The organism is Kitasatospora sp. NBC_01539 (genome assembly GCF_045040525.1).
Taxonomy (GTDB): Bacteria; Actinomycetota; Actinomycetes; order Streptomycetales; family Streptomycetaceae; genus Kitasatospora.
The window spans coordinates 5,609,717-5,629,718 of sequence record NZ_CP109390.1 but is presented as its reverse complement, the minus strand read 5'-3'; the positions used below and the strand labels follow the sequence as shown (position 1 = coordinate 5,629,718).

Annotated in this window: 11 protein-coding genes and 3 rRNA genes; 1 reads left to right on the top strand and 13 read right to left on the bottom strand. The window is 69.8% G+C overall.

All coding sequences use genetic code 11. The features are described from left to right. Nucleotides 1-42: 42 nt before the first annotated feature. The 12 genes from OG335_RS24400 to OG335_RS24345 all read right to left on the bottom strand — a co-directional run bounded on the left by OG335_RS24400 (nucleotide 43) and on the right by OG335_RS24345 (nucleotide 18,022). Nucleotides 43-1,683, bottom strand: a complete 1,641-nt coding sequence (locus OG335_RS24400; RefSeq protein ID WP_405013244.1) for a restriction endonuclease — start codon at nucleotides 1,681-1,683, stop codon at nucleotides 43-45. Between the two features lie 417 nt (nucleotides 1,684-2,100). Then, entirely contained in the window at nucleotides 2,101-4,011 is a 1,911-nt protein-coding gene (locus OG335_RS24395; RefSeq protein WP_405013243.1) for a hypothetical protein, read from the bottom strand. 160 nt (nucleotides 4,012-4,171) lie between these two features. Beyond that, complete coding sequence (locus OG335_RS24390) at nucleotides 4,172-4,828, bottom strand: YigZ family protein (protein ID WP_405013242.1); 657 nt, start codon at nucleotides 4,826-4,828, stop codon at nucleotides 4,172-4,174. 268 nt (nucleotides 4,829-5,096) lie between these two features. Beyond that, complete coding sequence (locus OG335_RS24385; RefSeq protein ID WP_405013241.1) at nucleotides 5,097-6,404, bottom strand: DUF6986 family protein; 1,308 nt, start codon at nucleotides 6,402-6,404, stop codon at nucleotides 5,097-5,099. A gap of 197 nt (nucleotides 6,405-6,601) precedes the next feature. Further along, the gene (locus tag OG335_RS24380) at nucleotides 6,602-8,140 is read right to left on the bottom strand and encodes a DUF2637 domain-containing protein (RefSeq protein ID WP_405013240.1); all 1,539 of its coding nucleotides are present in this window, start codon (nucleotides 8,138-8,140) and stop codon (nucleotides 6,602-6,604) included. A gap of 134 nt (nucleotides 8,141-8,274) precedes the next feature. Continuing rightward, nucleotides 8,275-8,955 (bottom strand): LuxR C-terminal-related transcriptional regulator, encoded by a 681-nt coding sequence (locus OG335_RS24375; RefSeq protein ID WP_405013239.1) that lies wholly within the window; start codon nucleotides 8,953-8,955, stop codon nucleotides 8,275-8,277. After that, nucleotides 8,907-10,271, bottom strand: coding sequence for a sensor histidine kinase (locus OG335_RS24370; RefSeq protein WP_405013238.1), 1,365 nt, complete (start codon nucleotides 10,269-10,271; stop codon nucleotides 8,907-8,909). The genes OG335_RS24375 and OG335_RS24370 overlap by 49 nt, the downstream gene beginning before the upstream one ends. A gap of 315 nt (nucleotides 10,272-10,586) precedes the next feature. Then, a 5S ribosomal RNA gene (gene rrf / locus OG335_RS24365) occupies nucleotides 10,587-10,703 on the bottom strand. Between the two features lie 96 nt (nucleotides 10,704-10,799). Beyond that, nucleotides 10,800-13,908 (bottom strand): 23S ribosomal RNA (locus tag OG335_RS24360). Nucleotides 13,909-14,187: 279 nt separating this feature from the next. Further along, nucleotides 14,188-15,709: ribosomal RNA gene (locus tag OG335_RS24355) — 16S ribosomal RNA — on the bottom strand. The 16S, 23S and 5S rRNA genes sit together here, the layout of an rRNA operon. A gap of 536 nt (nucleotides 15,710-16,245) precedes the next feature. Next, nucleotides 16,246-17,016, bottom strand: coding sequence for a nucleoside/nucleotide kinase family protein (locus tag OG335_RS24350; RefSeq protein ID WP_405013237.1), 771 nt, complete (start codon nucleotides 17,014-17,016; stop codon nucleotides 16,246-16,248). 13 nt (nucleotides 17,017-17,029) lie between these two features. Further along, the gene (locus tag OG335_RS24345; RefSeq protein ID WP_405013236.1) at nucleotides 17,030-18,022 is read right to left on the bottom strand and encodes an LD-carboxypeptidase; all 993 of its coding nucleotides are present in this window, start codon (nucleotides 18,020-18,022) and stop codon (nucleotides 17,030-17,032) included. A gap of 509 nt (nucleotides 18,023-18,531) precedes the next feature. Here OG335_RS24345 and OG335_RS24340 point away from each other — a divergent pair. After that, nucleotides 18,532-19,242: a hypothetical protein gene (locus OG335_RS24340; RefSeq protein ID WP_405013235.1), complete on the top strand. Its 711-nt coding sequence runs from the start codon at nucleotides 18,532-18,534 to the stop codon at nucleotides 19,240-19,242. A gap of 134 nt (nucleotides 19,243-19,376) precedes the next feature. On the opposite strand, the gene OG335_RS24335 is transcribed toward OG335_RS24340, so the two are convergent. After that, nucleotides 19,377-19,940, bottom strand: a complete 564-nt coding sequence (locus OG335_RS24335; protein WP_405013234.1) for an NUDIX domain-containing protein — start codon at nucleotides 19,938-19,940, stop codon at nucleotides 19,377-19,379. Nucleotides 19,941-20,002: the final 62 nt, after the last annotated feature.

Sequence of the window (20,002 nt, the reverse complement as noted above, 5' to 3'; positions counted from 1 at the left end):
GCGCGGTCCGCCGCGTTCGGCCGGGCACGGCCGCCGCCCGGGTCAGCCGCCGAGGGCGAGCGGCAGGCCGAGGTGGGTCCGGGAGAGCTCCTGGACGCCGCCGCCGTCGATCAGGTGGATCCGGCGGTAGTGCTCCTCCGCGGCGAGGTCGAGCGCCGCCTCGCCGAACCGGCCGGTGGTGAGCCTCAGCCCGCGTTCGGCCCCCTCCTCGCCGACGGCCTCCGCGAGGGTGCGCAGTTCCTCCGCGGCCACGGGCTCCGCGTTGCGGGACGCCCACACCACCCACCGGCCGGGCAGGGCGCTGTGCTGCGCCCCCTCGGCGGTGGCGACGAGCCCGGCCGGGCCCCGCAGCCGCACGCTCCACGCGCCGAGGCCACCGCGGGTGAGCAGTTCGCGCACGAGGTGCGCGAACTCGATGGGCGAGAGCTCGGCGACGGACGGCACCGCGGCACCGGCCGTACCGACCGGCGTGACCGGCACCGGCCCGTACGGATCCGGGCTGACCACGGCCGACAGCTGGCGCAGCCGTACGAGCGACTCGTCGTGCTCGGCGTCGGAGTAGATGCCCTGGGCAGGTTCGTCGTCGGGGTCCGCCGCGACCGCGGCGTCCGGTTCGGCGAGCAGGCGGGTGCGGGCGAGCGCGTCCCGGTCGGCGTCGACGCTGAGCAGGCAGACCGGGTCGGCCCCGGGGAGCCGGAGCCAGCCGTTCAGCACGACGCCGGCCAGGATGCCATCGGTGTCCACCGCGTCGGCGGCCTGCAGCGCGCGCAGGGCGAGGCGGGCCGCGAGCCGGAGGTAGTCGGAGGCGCGGTCCGCCGGGGCCCGGGTCACCGGCTCGGTGCTGCCGTCCAGGGCGAGCCGGTAGCCGGAGAGGGCGGGCACGACGTCGAGGGGCGGAAGGTCGAGGTCGAGCACCGCGGTGCTGGTCAGCGGACGGAAGAGTGCCCGGCACGGCGCGGGCAGGTCCTGGGTGGCTCCCTCGGCCGCGGCCAGGGCGCGTTCGAGCAGGGACTCCACCGCGGCGGGCTCGGACTTCCGGTAGGCCCGGCGGCACTCCTCCAGGCTCTGGTTGTACTCCCGGACGGCCCGGGCGCGGGCCTGCTCAGCCTCGGTGTGGGAGGTACGAGCGGCCAGGGCCTCGACGGTGGCGCCGTCCGCCTGCCGGGTGCGCCACTCACGCAGGTCGCGCTGGTGCCGCAGCCGTGCCTGGGCGAGCTCGCGCTGGAATCCGGAGTCGAGGAGCCGACGGGAGGGGGGCTCCTCCGGGCCTGCGGTGGCCGGCTCCGCCGGGGCGTAGTCGGCCCAGCGCGGCTCGGCCTCGGCCGGCGGGGCTGCCGGGTCGGTGGGGAAGGGGCGCGGCTCGTAGGTGCGCAGCTGGCTCTCGAAGTCCATGGCGGAGACCGGGAGCGCCGCACGGCGCAGCAGGTCGGCGAGGTGCTCGTGCTCGGCCTGGACGGTGAGGGTCCGGTGGTGCGTCAGGGCGGCTGCCCGGCCGTGGGCGGCGGCCTCGGGGTCGGTCCCGGGGTGGGCGGGTCCCTGCTCCGCGTCCTCGGCCCCCAGGTCGCGGAAGAGGGTGGCGAGGAAGCCGGCCTGCAGCGATTCGGTGGTCTGCTGGGGCGGCCGGGCGCCGGACGGCCGGGCCGGGGCGGTGCCGTCCGGGCGGCTGTCGGGTGAATGCTGCATCAGCGGTCGATCCCCCAGTGGTCACTGCACGTCCGGCGAGCGGCCGGTGCGCCCCGGATCCCGCCGGACCCGGCCCGGACCGGACCGCACCCGCTCGCGGGGGCCGCTCGGCCACGGCCCCTGGGCAGCATTGTCCACCGTTCGGGTGCACAGGTCAGCCAACCGGGCGAGTTGGTGACGGGTGTGCCGCGTGCTTCACCGGCACGCGTCCTCGTCGCGCGGAGTGGCGCACGCAGTGCTGCACGAGTGTGCGATGCGGTCCGTCCGACCGGTCCGCCGTACCTGGCGGACCGGTCGGGCTGGTGGTCTGACCCGTGGTCGGACCCGTGTGGAGGATCGGAGTGCAGGATCGGAATGCAGGATTCGGAGTGCAGGATTCGGAGTGGTGGGCCGGAGTGGTGGACGGGCGGGTCGGGGTCAGTTGGTACGGGTGTTGGTCAGGTGCTGGCCGATGTAGCCCACGTAGATTCGGCCGCTGCTGGAACAGTCGTCGAGGTAGTGGAGCCGGGGTGCGGTGGAGCCTCCGCCGATGCGCAGGTGGGCGCCCATGAAGGCGCGACGCGTCACGTCGACCGTCGACGGCACCGGCAGCATCCGCTCCCGCTTCCACTTGGCGTGGCTCTCGACCGTGCGCGACTCCCAGCGGACGGCCTTGCGGGGCGGGAAGTGGTGACAGCCGGCCGGGGTGTGTTCGCACCACTGCTTGAAGTCGCCGCCCGCCTGCCCCTGGACCGCCGCGTGGGCGTACTCCTGAAGGGCCGTCAGGCCGTCCCAGGTGAGGCGTGCCCAGCCGGCGCCGTCCGGCTGGCCGTCGAGGGCCAGGGTCTCCTTCTCGTCACCGGTGAACTCCAGGAGCGGGAACTCCTCGAACCGGTGCACGAGCTCACCGAAACTGCCCGGCACCAGTTCCTTCTCGGCTGCCACGTCCCGGGCCAGGCGGGCGTACTCCGCCTCGGCGGGGGCGGTCAGAAGCGCACCGGGCGGACGGTCCGCCCCGGCCGGCGCGGGCACCACGAGACCGCCTGCCGCACAGAGCCGGCCCGGCGGACGGGCTGTGCGGTGGCGCGCAGCGCGCCGGGACTCCTCGGTCCGCGGACGCTGTGCCTCGGCCGACGGCCGCGGCCGGGCGGGTCGACGAGCCTCGGGCGGCAGCGTCATCGGCGGCACGCCGTCCAGCGGTGCGGGGAGGGCCAGCTCGGCGGCGATCCGGCGCGGTTCACGGGCCAGCAGCGCCGCCGCACGCCGTACGTCCTCCTCCATCCGCTGCCGCGGCAGCACGTGGTGGCGCGCCGAGTCCGCCCGGGAGGCCGGGTCGACCTCCGGGAGGTACGTGCGGACGGCGCCGCCGTACACCTTGTGGTACTCGAAGGCCACGTTGAAGAGCGGCAGGGCGGCGTGGTCGAGCACGAACAGCGAGGCCACGCCGACGAGCTGGCGCAGCACGGGCTGCACCTGGTCGGTCAGCCACCCCTCGGGCGCGGACGCGGACGGCGGGCTGACCACGATCGCGGCCAGCCTGCGGGCCGGGTCGCAGAGGCGGTCGATCAGGTCGTCCACCTCGGCGGGTGTGATCAGACGCGGCCGGTCGGCGAGCTCGGCCGGGCCGTCCCACACGTCCAGCAGGGCGACCAGGGTGCGGGCGAGGTCCGGTACGGGCACCCGCGCGGGGCTGCGGACCGGTGATCCGGCACCCAGGTGGTCCGACTCCAGGCAGAGCATGACGTGCTCGGCCCGGCCCCTGTCCGTTCCGTCGGGCGGTACGGCGTCCGTGGGTCGGCCTGTGTGGTCGGCGGTGTCGGCCGTGGGGTCGACGGAGGCCAGGGTGAGGGTGAGCTGCTGGGTGCCGTGCGGCAGCGGCGTCCGCAGTCGGCGGCGGGCGTACCGCCCACCGGCGGGCGCGGGGCCAGGACCGGGGCCGTCGGGGAGGGGACGTGGGCCGGAGGTGGAAGGGGGTGCCAGGTCGGAGGGCGGGGCGTTTCCAGGAGGGGCGGAGGCGGTGGCTGCCGGCGTGCCGCCTGCCGAGGCGGCGGGACACACCGCGGCAGCGGGAACCGGGAGAGGCCCGCGGTCGCGGTCGAGCAGGACACGGTCGCCCAGTCTGAAGCGCTCGGCCGGCGCGGCCCGGTCGCCGGGCGGCGGTTCGTCATGGCCTTCCTGCTTGAGCCAGGCGGCGATGGCCTCGTCGATCAGGGCGAGCGCATGGTCGAAGGGCAGTGATGTGCGGGCCGTCATCCGATACGGAGTGGCACGGCCGGAGGGGGCGGCCTGGCTGAGCAGGCCCTGGGAGTCGGCTGTTCGGCCGGAGGTCGGGGCGTGGTCGGACGTCATGCTCGGTACCTCCCGTGGTGCGGTGGTGGGGTCTGCGGTCCTCCATCGATGGGCTGGCGGTCGGCGTCGGCCGATCCGGGTCGGCCGACGTCCTTGTGCTGGAAACGGAAAGGCCCGGAGCGGAAGTTCCGACTCCGGGCATGGTTAATTCGTTCGAGTGTTACTCGACGGGTACCTCGACGTGGCTCCACCCCATCTGGTCCGCCTCCGAGGTACCTCCGGTGGCCTCGGCCAGCCACGCGTGAAAGTCCGTCACCCCGGCTGCCGGCACGCCGACCTCGATCCGGACGCCTGAGGCCTCGTAGGCCAGGTCGCGGACGCTGTGGCCGGCCGCCCTCAGGTCGTTCTCCAGCCGCCCGGCGCGGGTGTGGTCGGCGACGACGGAGAACAGCGCGACCGGGCGGCGTTCCAGCAGCCCGACGGTGTCCAGTGCCTCCGACACCGAGGAACCGTACGCCCGCACCAGACCCCCCGCACCGAGCTTGACGCCCCCGAAGTACCGGGTGACGACCGCGACCACGTCCGTCAGTCCGCGCCGCCGCAGCACCTCCAGCATCGGCACGCCGGCCGTGCCGCTCGGCTCGCCGTCGTCGCTCGACCGCTCCCGCCGGTGCTCCTCGCCGACCACGAAGGCGGTGCAGTTGTGCCGGGCGTCCCAGAACCGCTTGCGGACGGAGGCGATGAAGGCCTGGGCCTCGTCCTCGTCGGCGACCCGCGCGAGATGGCAGAGGAAGCGGGACTTCCTGATCTCGATCTCGTGGCTGCCGGCACGCCTGATGGTCAGGTACGACGGCGGGTTGGGGCTGGTTTCCGGCATGGCGGCGGCGGATCTCCGGGGGACGGCGGGCGGTGGACGCCACCGTCCGGACCGCCGTGCGCGACCTGGCTGCGGCGCGCGCGGCGCCCGGCTGGCGGCGGCCCGGTGGGGTGGCCGGGTGGAATGGCAAGGTGGTGGCCGGGTGGGGTGGCCGAGCGCCGTACCGGGCCGACCGGGCGCGGTCGGCGCGCGGTAGCGCCGCGTGCCGCCAGCCTAACGCCCCGCGGACGCACGCCGACCGATGGCCCGGGGCCGCGGCCGGCGGGGGTCAGCGCCCGGCCAGCGCGTCCAGCCCCGGCCGGTCGAGGCCGGTCAGGCGGGTCACCTCGGCGGTGTCCACCGCACCGCAGTCCAGCCCCCGCAGCAGGTAACCGCTGAGGGCCCGGGCGGTCGCGGGCTCGTCCATGACGTCGCCGCCGGCCTTGGCCACGTAGGCGGCCAGCCGCGCGGCGGCGGTTTCGAGGCCCTCGCGGTAGAACGCGTAGACGGCCGCGTAGCGGGTGGGCAGGTGGGCGGGGTGCATGTCCCAGCCCTGGTAGTAGGCGCGGGCGAGGGAGCGGCGGACCAGGCCGTGGTGGAGCCGCCACGCGGCGTGCACCTGCTCGGTCGTCCCGGTGGGGACGACGTTCGTCGAGCCGTCGGACAGCCGCACTCCGGTACCGGCGGCGGCCACCTGCATGACGGCCTTCGCATGGTCCGCCACCGGGTGGTCCATGCTCTGGTAGGCGGCGCTGACGCCGCAGGCCGCGCTGTAGTCGAAGGTGCCGTAGTGCAGGCCGGTCGCCCGGCCCTCGGCGGCGTCGATCATGCGGGACACCGTCGCCCGCCCGTCGGGGCCGAGGATCGCCTGCGTCGTCTCGATCTGGATCTCGAAGCCGAGCCGGCCGGCCGGCAGACCGGCGCGCCGCTCCACGTCGTCCAGCAGCCGCACCAGCGCCGTCACCTGCTCGGCGTAGGTGACCTTCGGGAGCGTGAGCACCAGCCCGTCCGGGAGGCCCCCCTCGGCGAGCAGCGTGCCCAGGAAGAGCTCCAGGGTCCGGATGCCGCGCTCCCGGACGGCCGCCTCCATGCACTTGATGCGGACGCCGACGTACGGCGGCGCCGTTCCGGCCGCGACCGCCTCGCCGAGGAGCCGGGCGACCCGGATCGCGGCCGCGTCCTCCTCGTCGTCGGGGCGGGGGCCGTAGCCGTCCTCGAAGTCGACCCTGAGGTCCTCGACGGGCTCCCGCTCCAGCTTGGCGCGGACGCGGGCGTGGACGTCCGCGAGGAGCGCGTCGTCGGGGAGGCCGAGGGCCTCCCCGAGCTGCCCGGGCGTGGCGGCGTGGGTGTCGAAGGCCTCGACGGCGCGACGGCCCCAGTCCCGCACGGTGTCGGCATCGAAGGCGTCCGCCGGCACGTAGACCGTGTGGACGGGCTGGCGGGTGCCCGAGTCGCCCGGGTAGCGGCGGGCCAGCTCGGCGTCGACCGGTGCGAGCAGGGCCTCGACGGCGGCGCGGGCGGCACCGGAGAAGACGGCCCCGGGCTGTGCCGCACCGCCGGGCACCGCTGTGGTGGAGTCCAGTCCGTCCTGCGCCATCGGCACTCCTTCACTACGCACCGCCCCGACACCGCGACAGCGCTTCAACAAATTGTTGATGCGAAGGTAGTGTTCGGTGCGGCAAGGCGTCAATGCCGGACCGCCACCCGGACGCTCTCCTCCTCCGTCGCTCCCCGGCCGACGCCGACCGGGCGCCGACGGCCCGACCGCCTGCTGCCGTGACCCGCTCCCGTCGCCTACTCCCGGCCCGAGCTGACGTAGCGGTTCTGCAACTGCGCCCAGATGCGGTGGACGTCCGCGGGGTTGACCGAGCCGTCCGGGCGCGAGCCGGTGACCCCGTACTCGACGGTCAGGAACTCGGCCAGGGTCTGCGGATCGGGCTGCTGCGCGTACGAGTCGATGTACGCGATCAGGGCGTCGAAGCAGACCTCCGGGTCGAGGTCGGACGCGGGACGGCGCCCGGCCGCGGACTGCCCGGACTGCGCCGCCACGGCCTCGATCGCGGACTCCATCTCGGCGTCGAGCTGCTCCAGGGGCGTCGGCGCGACCGCCGGGCCGTCGCCACGCAACGCCTGCCCGGCGCCCACCGACTGCTCACGGTACGGCTGCGCCCGGCGCGCCCCGTCGCCCGGCTGGTCGGGTTCGAAGCCCTGCTCCGCCTCGAACGACTGCTCCAGCCGCACGGGTCGGCCGATGCGGCCGGCCGCCGCCTGGGCGGGAATCGGCCGGCCCGGCGCGGGCTGGGCCGGCTGCGGCCGACGCGCGCCCTGCCCGGGGGCACGGGGCTCCTGCACACCCGCAGGGCGAGGCGCCCCCACCCGCGGCGGCTTGAACCACGGGGACATCTGCCCGGGCACCCGCGCACCGTGCGGCTCCGACTCGCCCGCCTGCTGCGAGTACTCGCGCACCGCCTTGGTCATCCACACGTTGAGCTCCGCCGCCTCGGGCTCCGACACGGCGGCGGCCTCGGACGCGGCGCCGGGCTCCTGCGCGTCCCGCAGCCGCACCGCGGCGAGCTTGGCCAGCGTCGGCACTGCCACGGCCGCCGACACCGGGGCCACGGCCGTCGCACCCTCGCCCTTGGTCACGCCGAGCGGACCGTCGATGCGGTCGAGGATGCTCGGATCGAGCGGCACGCCGTACTTCGCGAGCTTCAGCGGCAGCAGCGCCTGGAAGGGCGCCGACCGGCGCCAGCCCCGGCCGTAGCGGAACCGCAACTGCGCCCGGTACACGAGCCGGTTCTGCTCCAGGCGGACCGTCTCGTCGTACGAGCGGAGCTCCCACAGCTTCATCCGCCGCCAGAGACGAAAGGTCGGCACCGGCGACAGCAGCCAGCGCATCAGGCGCACGGACTCCATGTGCCGGTCCGCGGTGATGGCGGCGATCAGACCGACCGCGTGCCGGGACGCCTCGACCACCACCACGAACAGCACCGGAATCACGGCGTGCATCGCCATGCCCAGCGCGTCGCCCCAGGAGGCGGCGGCGTTGAACGCGATGGTGGCGGCCGTCAGCAGCCATGCGGTCTGCCGCAGGAGCGGGAAGGGTATGCGGAGCCAGGTCAGGACCAGGTCGAGCGCGAGCAGCACCACGATGCCCGCGTCGACACCGATGGGAAAGGCGTACGAGAAGGCGCCGAAGCCCTTCTCCATCGCGAGGTCTCGGACTGCGTTGTACGACCCGGCGAAACCGATGCCCGAAATCAGACAGGCACCGGCGGCGACCACAGCGAGCAGGACTCGGTGGGTGCGGGTGAGGGATGGGCGACGTGCCATTCGAAAAATCAACCCCTGGGACTCGGCTGCTGCCGCAAGCGACCGTTGCTGCCGAATCCACCCTCGGCCCGACACGGGGTCACCGTGCTGTGGACCGACTCGGCCCACCGGATACTACTCGTACGCGCGTTTCATCACGCCTCCCGCCCTGGCACCGGCGTGCGCTCCGGCGCCCCGTTGAGATGGGCCAATACCGCCAGGACCCGGCGGTTGGCATCATCCGCGGGCACCAGGTCCAGTTTCGTGAAGATATTGGCAATGTGTTTGGCCACCGCACCGTCGCTGACGGTGAGTCGACCGGCGATGGCCGAGTTGGAACAGCCCTCGGCCATCAGCTCCAGCACCTCGCGCTCCCGAGGCGACAACCGCCGCAGCGGTCCCGAACCGGCCTGGCTCTCCAGCAGCTTGGCGATCACGTCCGGGTCCATGGCCGTGCCGCCGGCCGCGACACGGCGGATGGCATCGACGAACTGTTCGGCGTTGAACACCCGGTCCTTCAGCAGATACCCCACTCCTCCCGACCCGTCGGCCAGCAACTCCCGTGCGTAGAGCTGCTGGACGTGCTGCGAAAGGACGAGCACCGGAAGGCCGGGGATCACGCGGCGGGCCTGGAGCGCGGCCTGGAGGCCCTCGTCGGTCAGCGTCGGCGGCAGCCTGACGTCCACGACCGCCACGTCGGGGCGCTCGGTGACCAGTGCCTCCAAGAGCTCCGGCCCGGTCTCGACGGCTGCCGCGATGGTGAACCCGTGGGCCTCCAACAGCCTGATCAGTCCTTGTCGAAGGAGGTAGAGGTCCTCTGCGAGGACAACGCGCACGGTAGCTCCATGGTGATCGTCGTCGGTCCGCCCTGCGGGCTGCTCAGCGCGAGCGTTCCGTCGAAGGTACCCAACCTGCGCTCGATCCCGCGCAGCCCCGTCCCGCGCCCCGGCTGCGCACCACCGCAGCCGTCGTCCGTGACGATCACCCGCAGCAGCCCGGCACGGAACAGGATGTCCACCCACACCTGCCGCGCGCCCGAGTGCTTGGCCGCGTTGGCCAGCAGCTCGCTGACGCAGAAGTACGCCGCCGCCTCCACGGACGGCTCCGGCCTCGACGGCATCGCGACCGTCACCTCGGTCGGCTGTCGGCTGTCCAACGCCAGGGCCCGCACCGCGTCACCCAGCCCGCGTTCGGCCAGGACCGGCGGATGGATGCCTCTGACGAGATCGCGCAGCTCCTGGAGCGCCTTCGCCGAGGACTGCCTCGCCTCCGCCAGGAGCTCCCTCGCCGCGGCCGGGTCCGTCTCCAGCAGGTGCTCGATGGTCCCGAGTGTCATCCCGATCGCCACCAGCCGGGCCTGGGCGCCGTCGTGGAGGTCGCGCTCGATCCGCCGGAGTTCCGCCGCCTGGCTTCCGACCGCGTCGGCCCTGGTCAGCGTCAGCTCCTCGACCCGCTGCCGGAGCTGGGTCGCGGTCCCGCGATGCCCGACCGCGAGGAGCCGGCACGCCGTGTCGAGGTGCGCGCGAAGCCCGTACGGCATGAGGAGGAGCCCCACCGCGACGATCGAGGCGCTGATCGTCAGCGAGATCAGGTATCCGACAGGGTGCCCGGCCGGGACCGGGCCGTAGGTACGCGGGTCCACCGCCATGGAGAGCGCGAAGACCAGGCCGCCGATCACCAGCGCCGCCGCAGGGCCGATGAAGAACAGCACGGAGAGCGGATTGAGGACCCACCAGGCCGCGTCCGTCCTGGTCGCAGGGTCGCGCACGGTGCTGTGCACGAACCTCGCGACGCCGGCCGTTCGGGGGCTCCGGTGGTAGGAGAAGCCTGTCCACCAGTAGCCCCGCTCGTCCCGCTCCAACGCGGGTAGGGGCGCGTACCGCGCCGGAACGACGACGCCGTACCAGCGGTCGAGCTGGGTCCGGGTCCACCCGGCGGACCGTCGCGCACACCACTGCGCCGTGACAAGCCAGGTGAGAGCTCCTACGGCCAGGGCCACGACCAGGTAGACATCCGTCCCTTCGAGCCAGTTCGCCGTCACCGCGCCCGTGAGGCCGGCCACGAAGAACGGGCTCGTGACGGCGAAGAAGGCACCGGCCGTCGCTCCGGCCGCCCTCGCCGACGCCTGACCGCCCATGCGGAGCCTGCCCAACCACGCCCTTCCCACATCCGTGCCACCGAAAGGACTCGCGAAGGTCATGGCGCTGCTCCTGGGATCGACGTCCGGGTACGAGGTCCGACGCGACCAGTGTTGCGTGCCGGCACCTGGCGGCACATTGGCTGTGGGACCCGTTCCCGGGGTGGACCTAGCACCACCCTGCGACGCCGCTCCGCCGAACACGAGCCGGCCCGGCCCCGGCCGGGACCAAGCCCCGGGCACATTCGGACGAGCCGTACCGGGGGAAATGTGTGCCGTAAACGCAGTCAAGCCCCCTCCCGGACGGGAGGGGGCTTGACTGGAATGATTGTTCGGCGGCGTCCTACTCTCCCACAGGGTCCCCCCTGCAGTACCATCGGCGCTACGAGGCTTAGCTTCCGGGTTCGGAATGTAACCGGGCGTTTCCCTCACGCTATGACCACCGAAACACTATGAAACTGTCACCACCCACCCGCGAACCAGGACACAGCCTGGTGCGATGGGGGTCGTTGTTTCAGAACAACACAGTGGACGCGAGCAACTGAGGACAAGCCCTCGGCCTATTAGTACCGGTCAACTCCACCCCTTACAGGGCTTCCATATCCGGCCTATCAACCCAGTCGTCTACTGGGAGCCTTACCCTCTCAAGGAGGTGGGAGTGCTCATCTCGAAGCAGGCTTCCCGCTTAGATGCTTTCAGCGGTTATCCCTCCCGAACGTAGCCAACCAGCCATGCCCTTGGCAGGACAACTGGCACACCAGAGGTTCGTCCGTCCCGGTCCTCTCGTACTAGGGACAGCCCTTCTCAACACTCCTACGCGCACAGCGGATAGGGACCGAACTGTCTCACGACGTTCTAAACCCAGCTCGCGTACCGCTTTAATGGGCGAACAGCCCAACCCTTGGGACCTACTCCAGCCCCAGGATGCGACGAGCCGACATCGAGGTGCCAAACCATCCCGTCGATATGGACTCTTGGGGAAGATCAGCCTGTTATCCCCGGGGTACCTTTTATCCGTTGAGCGACGGCGCTTCCACAAGCCACCGCCGGATCACTAGTCCCTACTTTCGTACCTGCTCGACCCGTCAGTCTCACAGTCAAGCTCCCTTGTGCACTTACACTCAACACCTGATTGCCAACCAGGCTGAGGGAACCTTTGGGCGCCTCCGTTACTCTTTAGGAGGCAACCGCCCCAGTTAAACTACCCACCAGACACTGTCCCTGATCCGGATCACGGACCCAGGTTAGACATCCAGCACGACCAGAGTGGTATTTCAACGTCGACTCCACCATGACTGGCGTCACGGCTTCAAAGTCTCCCACCTATCCTACACAAGCCGAACCGAACACCAATATCAAGCTATAGTAAAGGTCCCGGGGTCTTTCCGTCCTGCTGCGCGAAACGAGCATCTTTACTCGTAATGCAATTTCACCGGGCCTGTGGTTGAGACAGTCGAGAAGTCGTTACGCCATTCGTGCAGGTCGGAACTTACCCGACAAGGAATTTCGCTACCTTAGGATGGTTATAGTTACCACCGCCGTTTACTGGCGCTTAAGTTCTCAGCTTCGCCCGACCGAAATCGGACTAACCGGTCCCCTTAACGTTCCAGCACCGGGCAGGCGTCAGTCCGTATACATCGCCTTACGGCTTCGCACGGACCTGTGTTTTTAGTAAACAGTCGCTTCTCGCTGGTCTCTGCGGCCACCCCCAGCTCAGAGTGCAAGACTCATCACCAGGAATGGCCCCCTTCTCCCGAAGTTACGGGGGCATTTTGCCGAGTTCCTTAACCACAGTTCACCCGAACGCCTCGGTATTCTCTACCTGACCACCTGAGTCGGTTTGGGGTACGGGCCGCCATGAAACTCGCTAGAGGCTTTTCTCGACAGCATAGGATCATCCACTTCACCACAATCGGCTCGGCATCAGGTCTCAGCCTCAATGAACGGCGGATTTGCCTACCGTTCGGCCTACACCCTTACCCCGGGACTACCACCGCCCGGGCTGGACTACCTTCCTGCGTCACCCCATCGCTCACCTACTACCCCGTTGGGTCACCGGCTCCACCACGTCCCATTGTCCGAAGACTCCGGGCCGGCTTCGCGGGCTTAGCATCAAGAGGTTCGACGTTGGCGCTTCAAAGCGGGTACGGGAATATCAACCCGTTGTCCATCGACTACGCCTGTCGGCCTCGCCTTAGGTCCCGACTTACCCTGGGCAGATCAGCTTGACCCAGGAACCCTTGGTCAATCGGCGCAAGAGTTTCCCACTCTTGTATCGCTACTCATGCCTGCATTCTCACTCGTGAACCGTCCACAACTGGATTCCTCCGCTGCTTCACCCGGCACACGACGCTCCCCTACCCATCCACAGCGCCGTTGGGCGTATTCTGTGAATGACACGACTTCGGTGGTGTGCTTGAGCCCCGCTACATTGTCGGCGCGGAATCACTTGACCAGTGAGCTATTACGCACTCTTTCAAGGGTGGCTGCTTCTAAGCCAACCTCCTGGTTGTCTCTGCGACTCCACATCCTTTCCCACTTAGCACACGCTTAGGGACCTTAGTCGGTGTTCTGGGCTGTTTCCCTCTCGACCATGGAGCTTATCCCCCACAGTCTCACTGCCGCGCTCTCACTTACCGGCATTCGGAGTTTGGCTAAGGTCAGTAACCCGTTGAGGCCCATCGCCTATCCAGTGCTCTACCTCCGGCAAGAAACACACGACGCTGCACCTAAATGCATTTCGGGGAGAACCAGCTATCACGGAGTTTGATTGGCCTTTCACCCCTAACCACAGGTCATCCCCCAGGTTTTCAACCCTGGTGGGTTCGGTCCTCCACACGGTCTTACCCGCGCTTCAACCTGCCCATGGCTAGATCACTCCGCTTCGGGTCTTGGGCATGCAACTATGACCGCCCTATTCGGACTCGCTTTCGCTACGGCTACCCCACACGGGTTAACCTCGCTACACACCGCAAACTCGCAGGCTCATTCTTCAAAAGGCACGCAGTCACACCCCACAAGGAGATGCCCCCACGGCTTGTAGGCACACGGTTTCAGGTACTATTTCACTCCGCTCCCGCGGTACTTTTCACCATTCCCTCACGGTACTATCCGCTATCGGTCACCAGGGAATATTTAGGCTTAGCGGGTGGTCCCGCCAGATTCACACGGGATTTCTCGGGCCCCGTGCTACTTGGGAGAAGCTCAAGCAAGCCGTACAGATTTCGTCTACGGGGGTCTTACCCTCTACGCCGGACCTTTCGCATGTCCTTCGACTACCCATACGGTTTCTGACTCGCCCAGCCGCCGGCAGACGACTGAAGAACTTTCCCACAACCCCGTCATGGCAACCCCTGCCGGGTCTCACACCATGCCGGTTTGGCCTCATCCGGTTTCGCTCGCCACTACTCCCGGAATCACGGTTGTTTTCTCTTCCTGCGGGTACTGAGATGTTTCACTTCCCCGCGTTCCCTCCACATACCCTATGTGTTCAGGTATGGGTGACAGCCCATGACGACTGCCGGGTTTCCCCATTCGGACACCCCCGGATCAAAGCTCGGTTGACAGCTCCCCGGGGCCTATCGCGGCCTCCCACGTCCTTCATCGGTTCCTGGTGCCAAGGCATCCACCGTGCGCCCTTAAAAACTTGGCCTACAGATGCTCGCGTCCACTGTGCAGTTCTCAAACAACGACCAGACACCCACCCTCCCACACCGAACGGTGCAGTCACGTGAGGCCGGCATCCAGAGGCAACAGACCAGACGGCCGTCCCCTCAGGACCCAACAGCGTGCCCGACCCACCAAGCCGTATCCCTGTTTTCCACGCCGAAGCAGTACTTACAGAGCCGTACTCGATGTGCCGAATAGTCAACGTTCCACCCATGAGCAACCGTGCGAGACATTCGCTCGCAACCGGCTATGTGCTCCTTAGAAAGGAGGTGATCCAGCCGCACCTTCCGGTACGGCTACCTTGTTACGACTTCGTCCCAATCGCTGGTCCCACCTTCGACGGCTCCCTCCCAAGGGTTAGGCCACCGGCTTCGGGTGTTACCGACTTTCGTGACGTGACGGGCGGTGTGTACAAGGCCCGGGAACGTATTCACCGCAGCATGCTGATCTGCGATTACTAGCAACTCCAACTTCATGGGGTCGAGTTGCAGACCCCAATCCGAACTGAGGCCGGCTTTTTGGGATTCGCTCCGCCTCGCGGCATCGCAGCCCTTTGTACCGACCATTGTAGCACGTGTGCAGCCCAAGACATAAGGGGCATGATGATTTGACGTCGTCCCCACCTTCCTCCGAGTTGACCCCGGCAGTCTCCTGTGAGTCCCCATCACCCCGAAAGGCATGCTGGCAACACAGAACAAGGGTTGCGCTCGTTGCGGGACTTAACCCAACATCTCACGACACGAGCTGACGACAACCATGCACCACCTGTACACCGACCACAAGGGGGCGCCTATCTCTAGACGTTTCCGGCGTATGTCAAGCCTTGGTAAGGTTCTTCGCGTTGCGTCGAATTAAGCCACATGCTCCGCTGCTTGTGCGGGCCCCCGTCAATTCCTTTGAGTTTTAGCCTTGCGGCCGTACTCCCCAGGCGGGGAACTTAATGCGTTAGCTGCGGCACCGACGACGTGGAATGTCGCCAACACCTAGTTCCCAACGTTTACGGCGTGGACTACCAGGGTATCTAATCCTGTTCGCTCCCCACGCTTTCGCTCCTCAGCGTCAGTAATGGCCCAGAGATCCGCCTTCGCCACCGGTGTTCCTCCTGATATCTGCGCATTTCACCGCTACACCAGGAATTCCGATCTCCCCTACCACACTCTAGCCTGCCCGTATCGAATGCAGACCCGGGGTTAAGCCCCGGGCTTTCACATCCGACGCGACAGGCCGCCTACGAGCTCTTTACGCCCAATAATTCCGGACAACGCTCGCACCCTACGTATTACCGCGGCTGCTGGCACGTAGTTAGCCGGTGCTTCTTCTGCAGGTACCGTCACTTGCGCTTCTTCCCTGCTGAAAGAGGTTTACAACCCGAAGGCCGTCATCCCTCACGCGGCGTCGCTGCATCAGGCTTTCGCCCATTGTGCAATATTCCCCACTGCTGCCTCCCGTAGGAGTCTGGGCCGTGTCTCAGTCCCAGTGTGGCCGGTCGCCCTCTCAGGCCGGCTACCCGTCGTCGCCTTGGTAGGCCATTACCCCACCAACAAGCTGATAGGCCGCGGGCCCATCCTGCACCGCCGGAGCTTTACACCGTCAACCATGCGGAAGACGGTCATATCCGGTATTAGACCCCGTTTCCAGGGCTTGTCCCAGAGTGCAGGGCAGATTGCCCACGTGTTACTCACCCGTTCGCCACTGATCCACCCCGAAGGGCTTCACCGTTCGACTTGCATGTGTTAAGCACGCCGCCAGCGTTCGTCCTGAGCCAGGATCAAACTCTCCGTGAATGATTACCCGTCATCGGGTTCACACCCGCGTTGAGCGGCACGGCAACCCCCGGAATAGGGAGCCCCGCGCACTGCGTCCTCGCTGTGTTATTTACTACAAAAGGAATCTCCAACCCCAGGAAATCCTGAGGCCGGGGATGTCAACATATCTGGCGTTGACTTTTGGCACGCTGTTGAGTTCTCAAGGAACGGACACTTCCTTCGGACCGCCTTCCAGCGGACCCTCCGGGTGTTTCGCTCTTTCGTGTCTCAAGCTTATCAGATCCGAGCTCGTGCTCTTTCCCGACTTGCTTTCGATTTCTTTCACCGGAACCGGCCTGACGGCCTGTCCGACGTTTCAAACCTTAGCCGATCCCCGCTCCGAAAAGCGAATCCGACCGCAACCCATATAAACGCGCACACCGAATTCGCACAGGGGCGCGACAAAGACACAGCCCTGCCCGGGAATCGGGAAGTGGTGGTTCAGAGGATTGGCCGCCCCGGGACCGTCCGCGCAGATGCGTGTCCGGTGCTCCCTGCCGAGCGACCAGGTAACACTACGCCCCTTCGGGGGACAGAGGCAAACCGGAGACCCGGACGATCCAGTGGCACCCGGCCCGGCCGGCCTTCACGTACTCGCCGTTGGGGTGGTCGTTCGCGACGATCCGCAGGTGGGCAGCCTCTCGGTCCTGGCCGTTCCGCGTGTGGCGCTCGACGAGCCGGCCCCGGCGGACGTCGTCCTCCGCGTCGATGTACCAGAGCTCGCGGAGCAGTCCGCGGACGGCGGACCACGGTGCGTCCGCGGATGCGAGGTAGTTGCCCTCCGTCACGACCAGTCGCGTGTGCGGAGCGATGACGTGCCGCGCCGCGACGGGCTCGTCGAGTGCCCGGTCGAAGTCCGGCGCGTAGATGTCGTGGAACCGCTCGTTCGCGACCCGCCCGAGGAGCGCGAGATATCCGGCGGTGTCGAAGGTCTCCGGGGCGCCCTTCCGTGCACGCAGCCCGAGCCTGTCCAACTGGGTGTTGGAGAGGTGGAAGCCGTCGAGCGGGAGGTAGGCGGCGGCACCCGGCCCTTCGCTCGCCACGATCCCGTCCACCAGGTGGCGGGCGACCGCCGACTTCCCCGCGGCGGGCGGCCCGGCCAGCCCGAGGACGGTGCGGCCGGTGGCGCTGCCCGGTCCGCGGAGCAGTCCCAGCGCTCGGGTGAGCAGTTCCTGCGCGGACACGGTCGAGGCGGCGGCCTCGTGAGGACCGGCCGGGCGGCGTCCGACGCCGCCCGGCCCGTCGCCGCCGTCGGAGATCCGGTCGTGTGGTGCGTCAACGTGCATGGCCGCACCCTACTCACGCATCGGGCGCGGCGAGGACCTGTTCCTCGATGGTCAGGGTGCCCGCGTCCGCGTCGAGCAGGGCACGGACGCCCAACGGCACCGTGAGGCTGCTGGGCCCGTGTCCGAAGCCCAGCTCCCAGAGGACGGGCACGCCGAGCGGGCCGAGCCGGTCGAGCATGACCTCGCGGACGCGTTCGAGCGGTCCGCAGCCGTCCCAGGAGCCGAGGGCGATGCCGGCGACGCCGTCGAGGGCACCCGAGCGCAGCAGTTGGGTGAGCGAGCGGTCGAGCCGGTACGGCTGCTCGTTGACGTCCTCCAGGAGCAGGATCGTCCCCGCGTACGAGGGTCGGCCGGTGGAGGTGCCGAGGTCGGTGGCGAGCAGCGCGGCGCAGCCGCCCGCGGTGATGCCCGTCGCGCGGCCGGGGACGAGGGCGGTCGCGGTGCGCGAGGTCAGGGTCCGCGTGCTGTCGGGGTCGAACAGGGTCCGACGGAGGTGTTCGGCAGTGGAGGGATCGTCCAGGAAGGTCCCCGCGCTGCCCATCGGCCCGTAGAGGGTGGGGAGCGCGAGCCGGGCCGCGACGGCCTCGTGCAGGACGGTGACGTCGCTGAAGCCGATCAGGATCTTCGGGGGTGCGCCGCGCAGGGCGTCCCAGTCGACGAGGTCGACCATGCGCTGGATGCCGTAGCCGCCGCGGGCGCAGATGACGGCCGAGACCGCGGGGTCGAGCCAGGCCCGTTCGAAGTCGGTGGCGCGGTCGCGGTCGGTGCCGGCGAGGTAGCCGTGCACGGGGTGGCGGTCGAGCACGTGCGCGCCGAGGACGACCTCCAGACCCCACGAGCGGATCAGGGCCTCGCCCGCGGCGAGGCGGTCCGCGGCGACGGGACCGCTGGGGGCGACGAGCGCGACGCGGTCCCCGGCGCGGAGGCGGCGGGGCCGGGCGGGGCCCGAGGCCGGGACGGAGCGGTGCACGGTGCGGTGTGCCGTGCGGTCGGGCAGCTGATTCATCGACAGGTCCTCCCCCTGGTGACTGGTTCGCCCGCTCACGGTATCCCCGCCGTCGGGGCGGCCGATCCCTCGCCGGTAGGGCCGTTGCTGCGGTCCGCACCCGGACGCCGGGCGGACCCGGCATGCAACGGGAGCGATTTCCGGCCGCCGACTCCGGGCAGGGGTGTGGCGAACAGGGCCGCCGGTCCCGCCGCCACCCTCACATCGTGGACCGAATCGGCTCCCAAGAGTCCTGTGCGGCAGGATCGTTCATGCCGCAGACGGAAGGGTCCGCACCCATGACCTCGCTCGACAGACCGCCGGACGGTCGGACGGTCTCCGCCCGGACCGGCACCGACCAGGCTGCCCCCACCCGGATGACAATCCCGACCCGCAGCGCGTCTGCCCGGGCCACCGGTGAAAGAGCAACCGGTGAACGGGCCACCGGTGAAAGGGCTGTCGGCGGACGGACCGCCGCCGAAACGGCCGACGGTGACCGGACCACGGCCAACCTGCTGGCAGGGCTGGCCGTGAGGCTGCGCAGCGCGTACGAGGACGGGGCCGAGCCGGCCGGGTTGGCGGCGGCCTGCCTCCGATCGGAGGCGGAGGTGCGCCAACTCCTGACGGCGGCCGGTGCCGACCTGTCGTCCGCGGAACGGTACGGCGGCGGGCCACCGCTCTCCGGCGCAGCGGCGGAGCCCGGCCCGGACGTCCTCGCAGGGGCAGCACCAGGCGCGGACACGGCCGACGGTACGGACACCGCGGCGGGCCCCGACGAGCCCGGCCCGGAGGACGGCACCACTGCGCGGCACGTACGGAGGGTGCGCCGGCCGACGCCGTCGCGGAGGCTGCGGCGCTTCCATCCCCGGCAGGCCGATCGGCCGGACGGACGCCGGACGCCGGGTCTCGCGGCCGGGCAGTCCGCGACCGGGGCCGACGACGGTCCGCCCCTGGGCATACTGATCGGCGGCTCGGCGCAGGCGGCCGTGGCGGCGTCCGGGCGGGCGGTACGGGTCGCGGCGCGACTGGTGCGGCGGAGGTCCGGGACGTGCCTGGTCGTGCTGCCGTCCTGGCGGGAGGCCATCGCCGTCGCGGTGCCGACGGAACAGCTCCTGACCTCGACCGGGTTGCACGCCGACGAACTGGCCGACGCGCTCCTCAGCGTGGTGATCAATCCCGACGCCCTGCACGACCGCGACCTGCGGCTGCACGGCTGGCGCGTCGAGCCGCCGCAGGACTGACGGACGCGCACGGACGGCCACGGCAGGCGCGCCCGGGCCGGCCGCGGTCAGGGCCGCCACGGGGTCGGGGTCATACCGGGTCAGGGCCGCACCGGGTCGGGGCCGCACAGGGTCAGGTCGCGGTCGAGTCGCGGTCAGGTCGACGGGCCGTCCGGTCGGCTGTTGGGGCTGCCGTTGGGCACGTACCCCAGGTGGACGGGTGCAGCCTCGGGGGCGGCCAGCAGGGCGGGGAGCTGCGGAGGCCACAGGGCGTCGGCGTCCGGGTCGGCGAGGTCGGCCGGGGTCCACCAGCGCCAGCCGAGGATGCGGTCGGCCGCGTGGGCGGCGCTCACGTCGCCGCCCAGGGCGCGTCGGGGGCCGGTCGTCACGAAGATGTGCTCGTGCTGGCGCACGGGGATGCCGTGCCAGGTGAAGTCGTGTTCCCACGTGCAGAGCAGGCGGCCGGTGGCGAGGTCGGTCCACCCGGTCTCCTCGGCCAGCTCGCGGCGGGCGCCGTCGGCGGGCAGTTCGCCGGCCTCCAGGCCGCCGCCGGGCATCGTCCAGTGGACGCCGACCTCGCTGTTGTCCGAGCGGAGGAGGAGGACGGCTCCGTCGGGAGCGATCACCGCTGTCCTGGCCGCGCGGCGCGGGGTGCGGGCTCGGCCGGAACCCCCGTCGCGGGAGGGGATCAGCCCGAGGAACCGTCGCAGATTCGGCATCGGATCACCGTGGCACAGGGGCCCGTGACTGTCGAACGGTTTGCGGGGCACCATGCGAACGC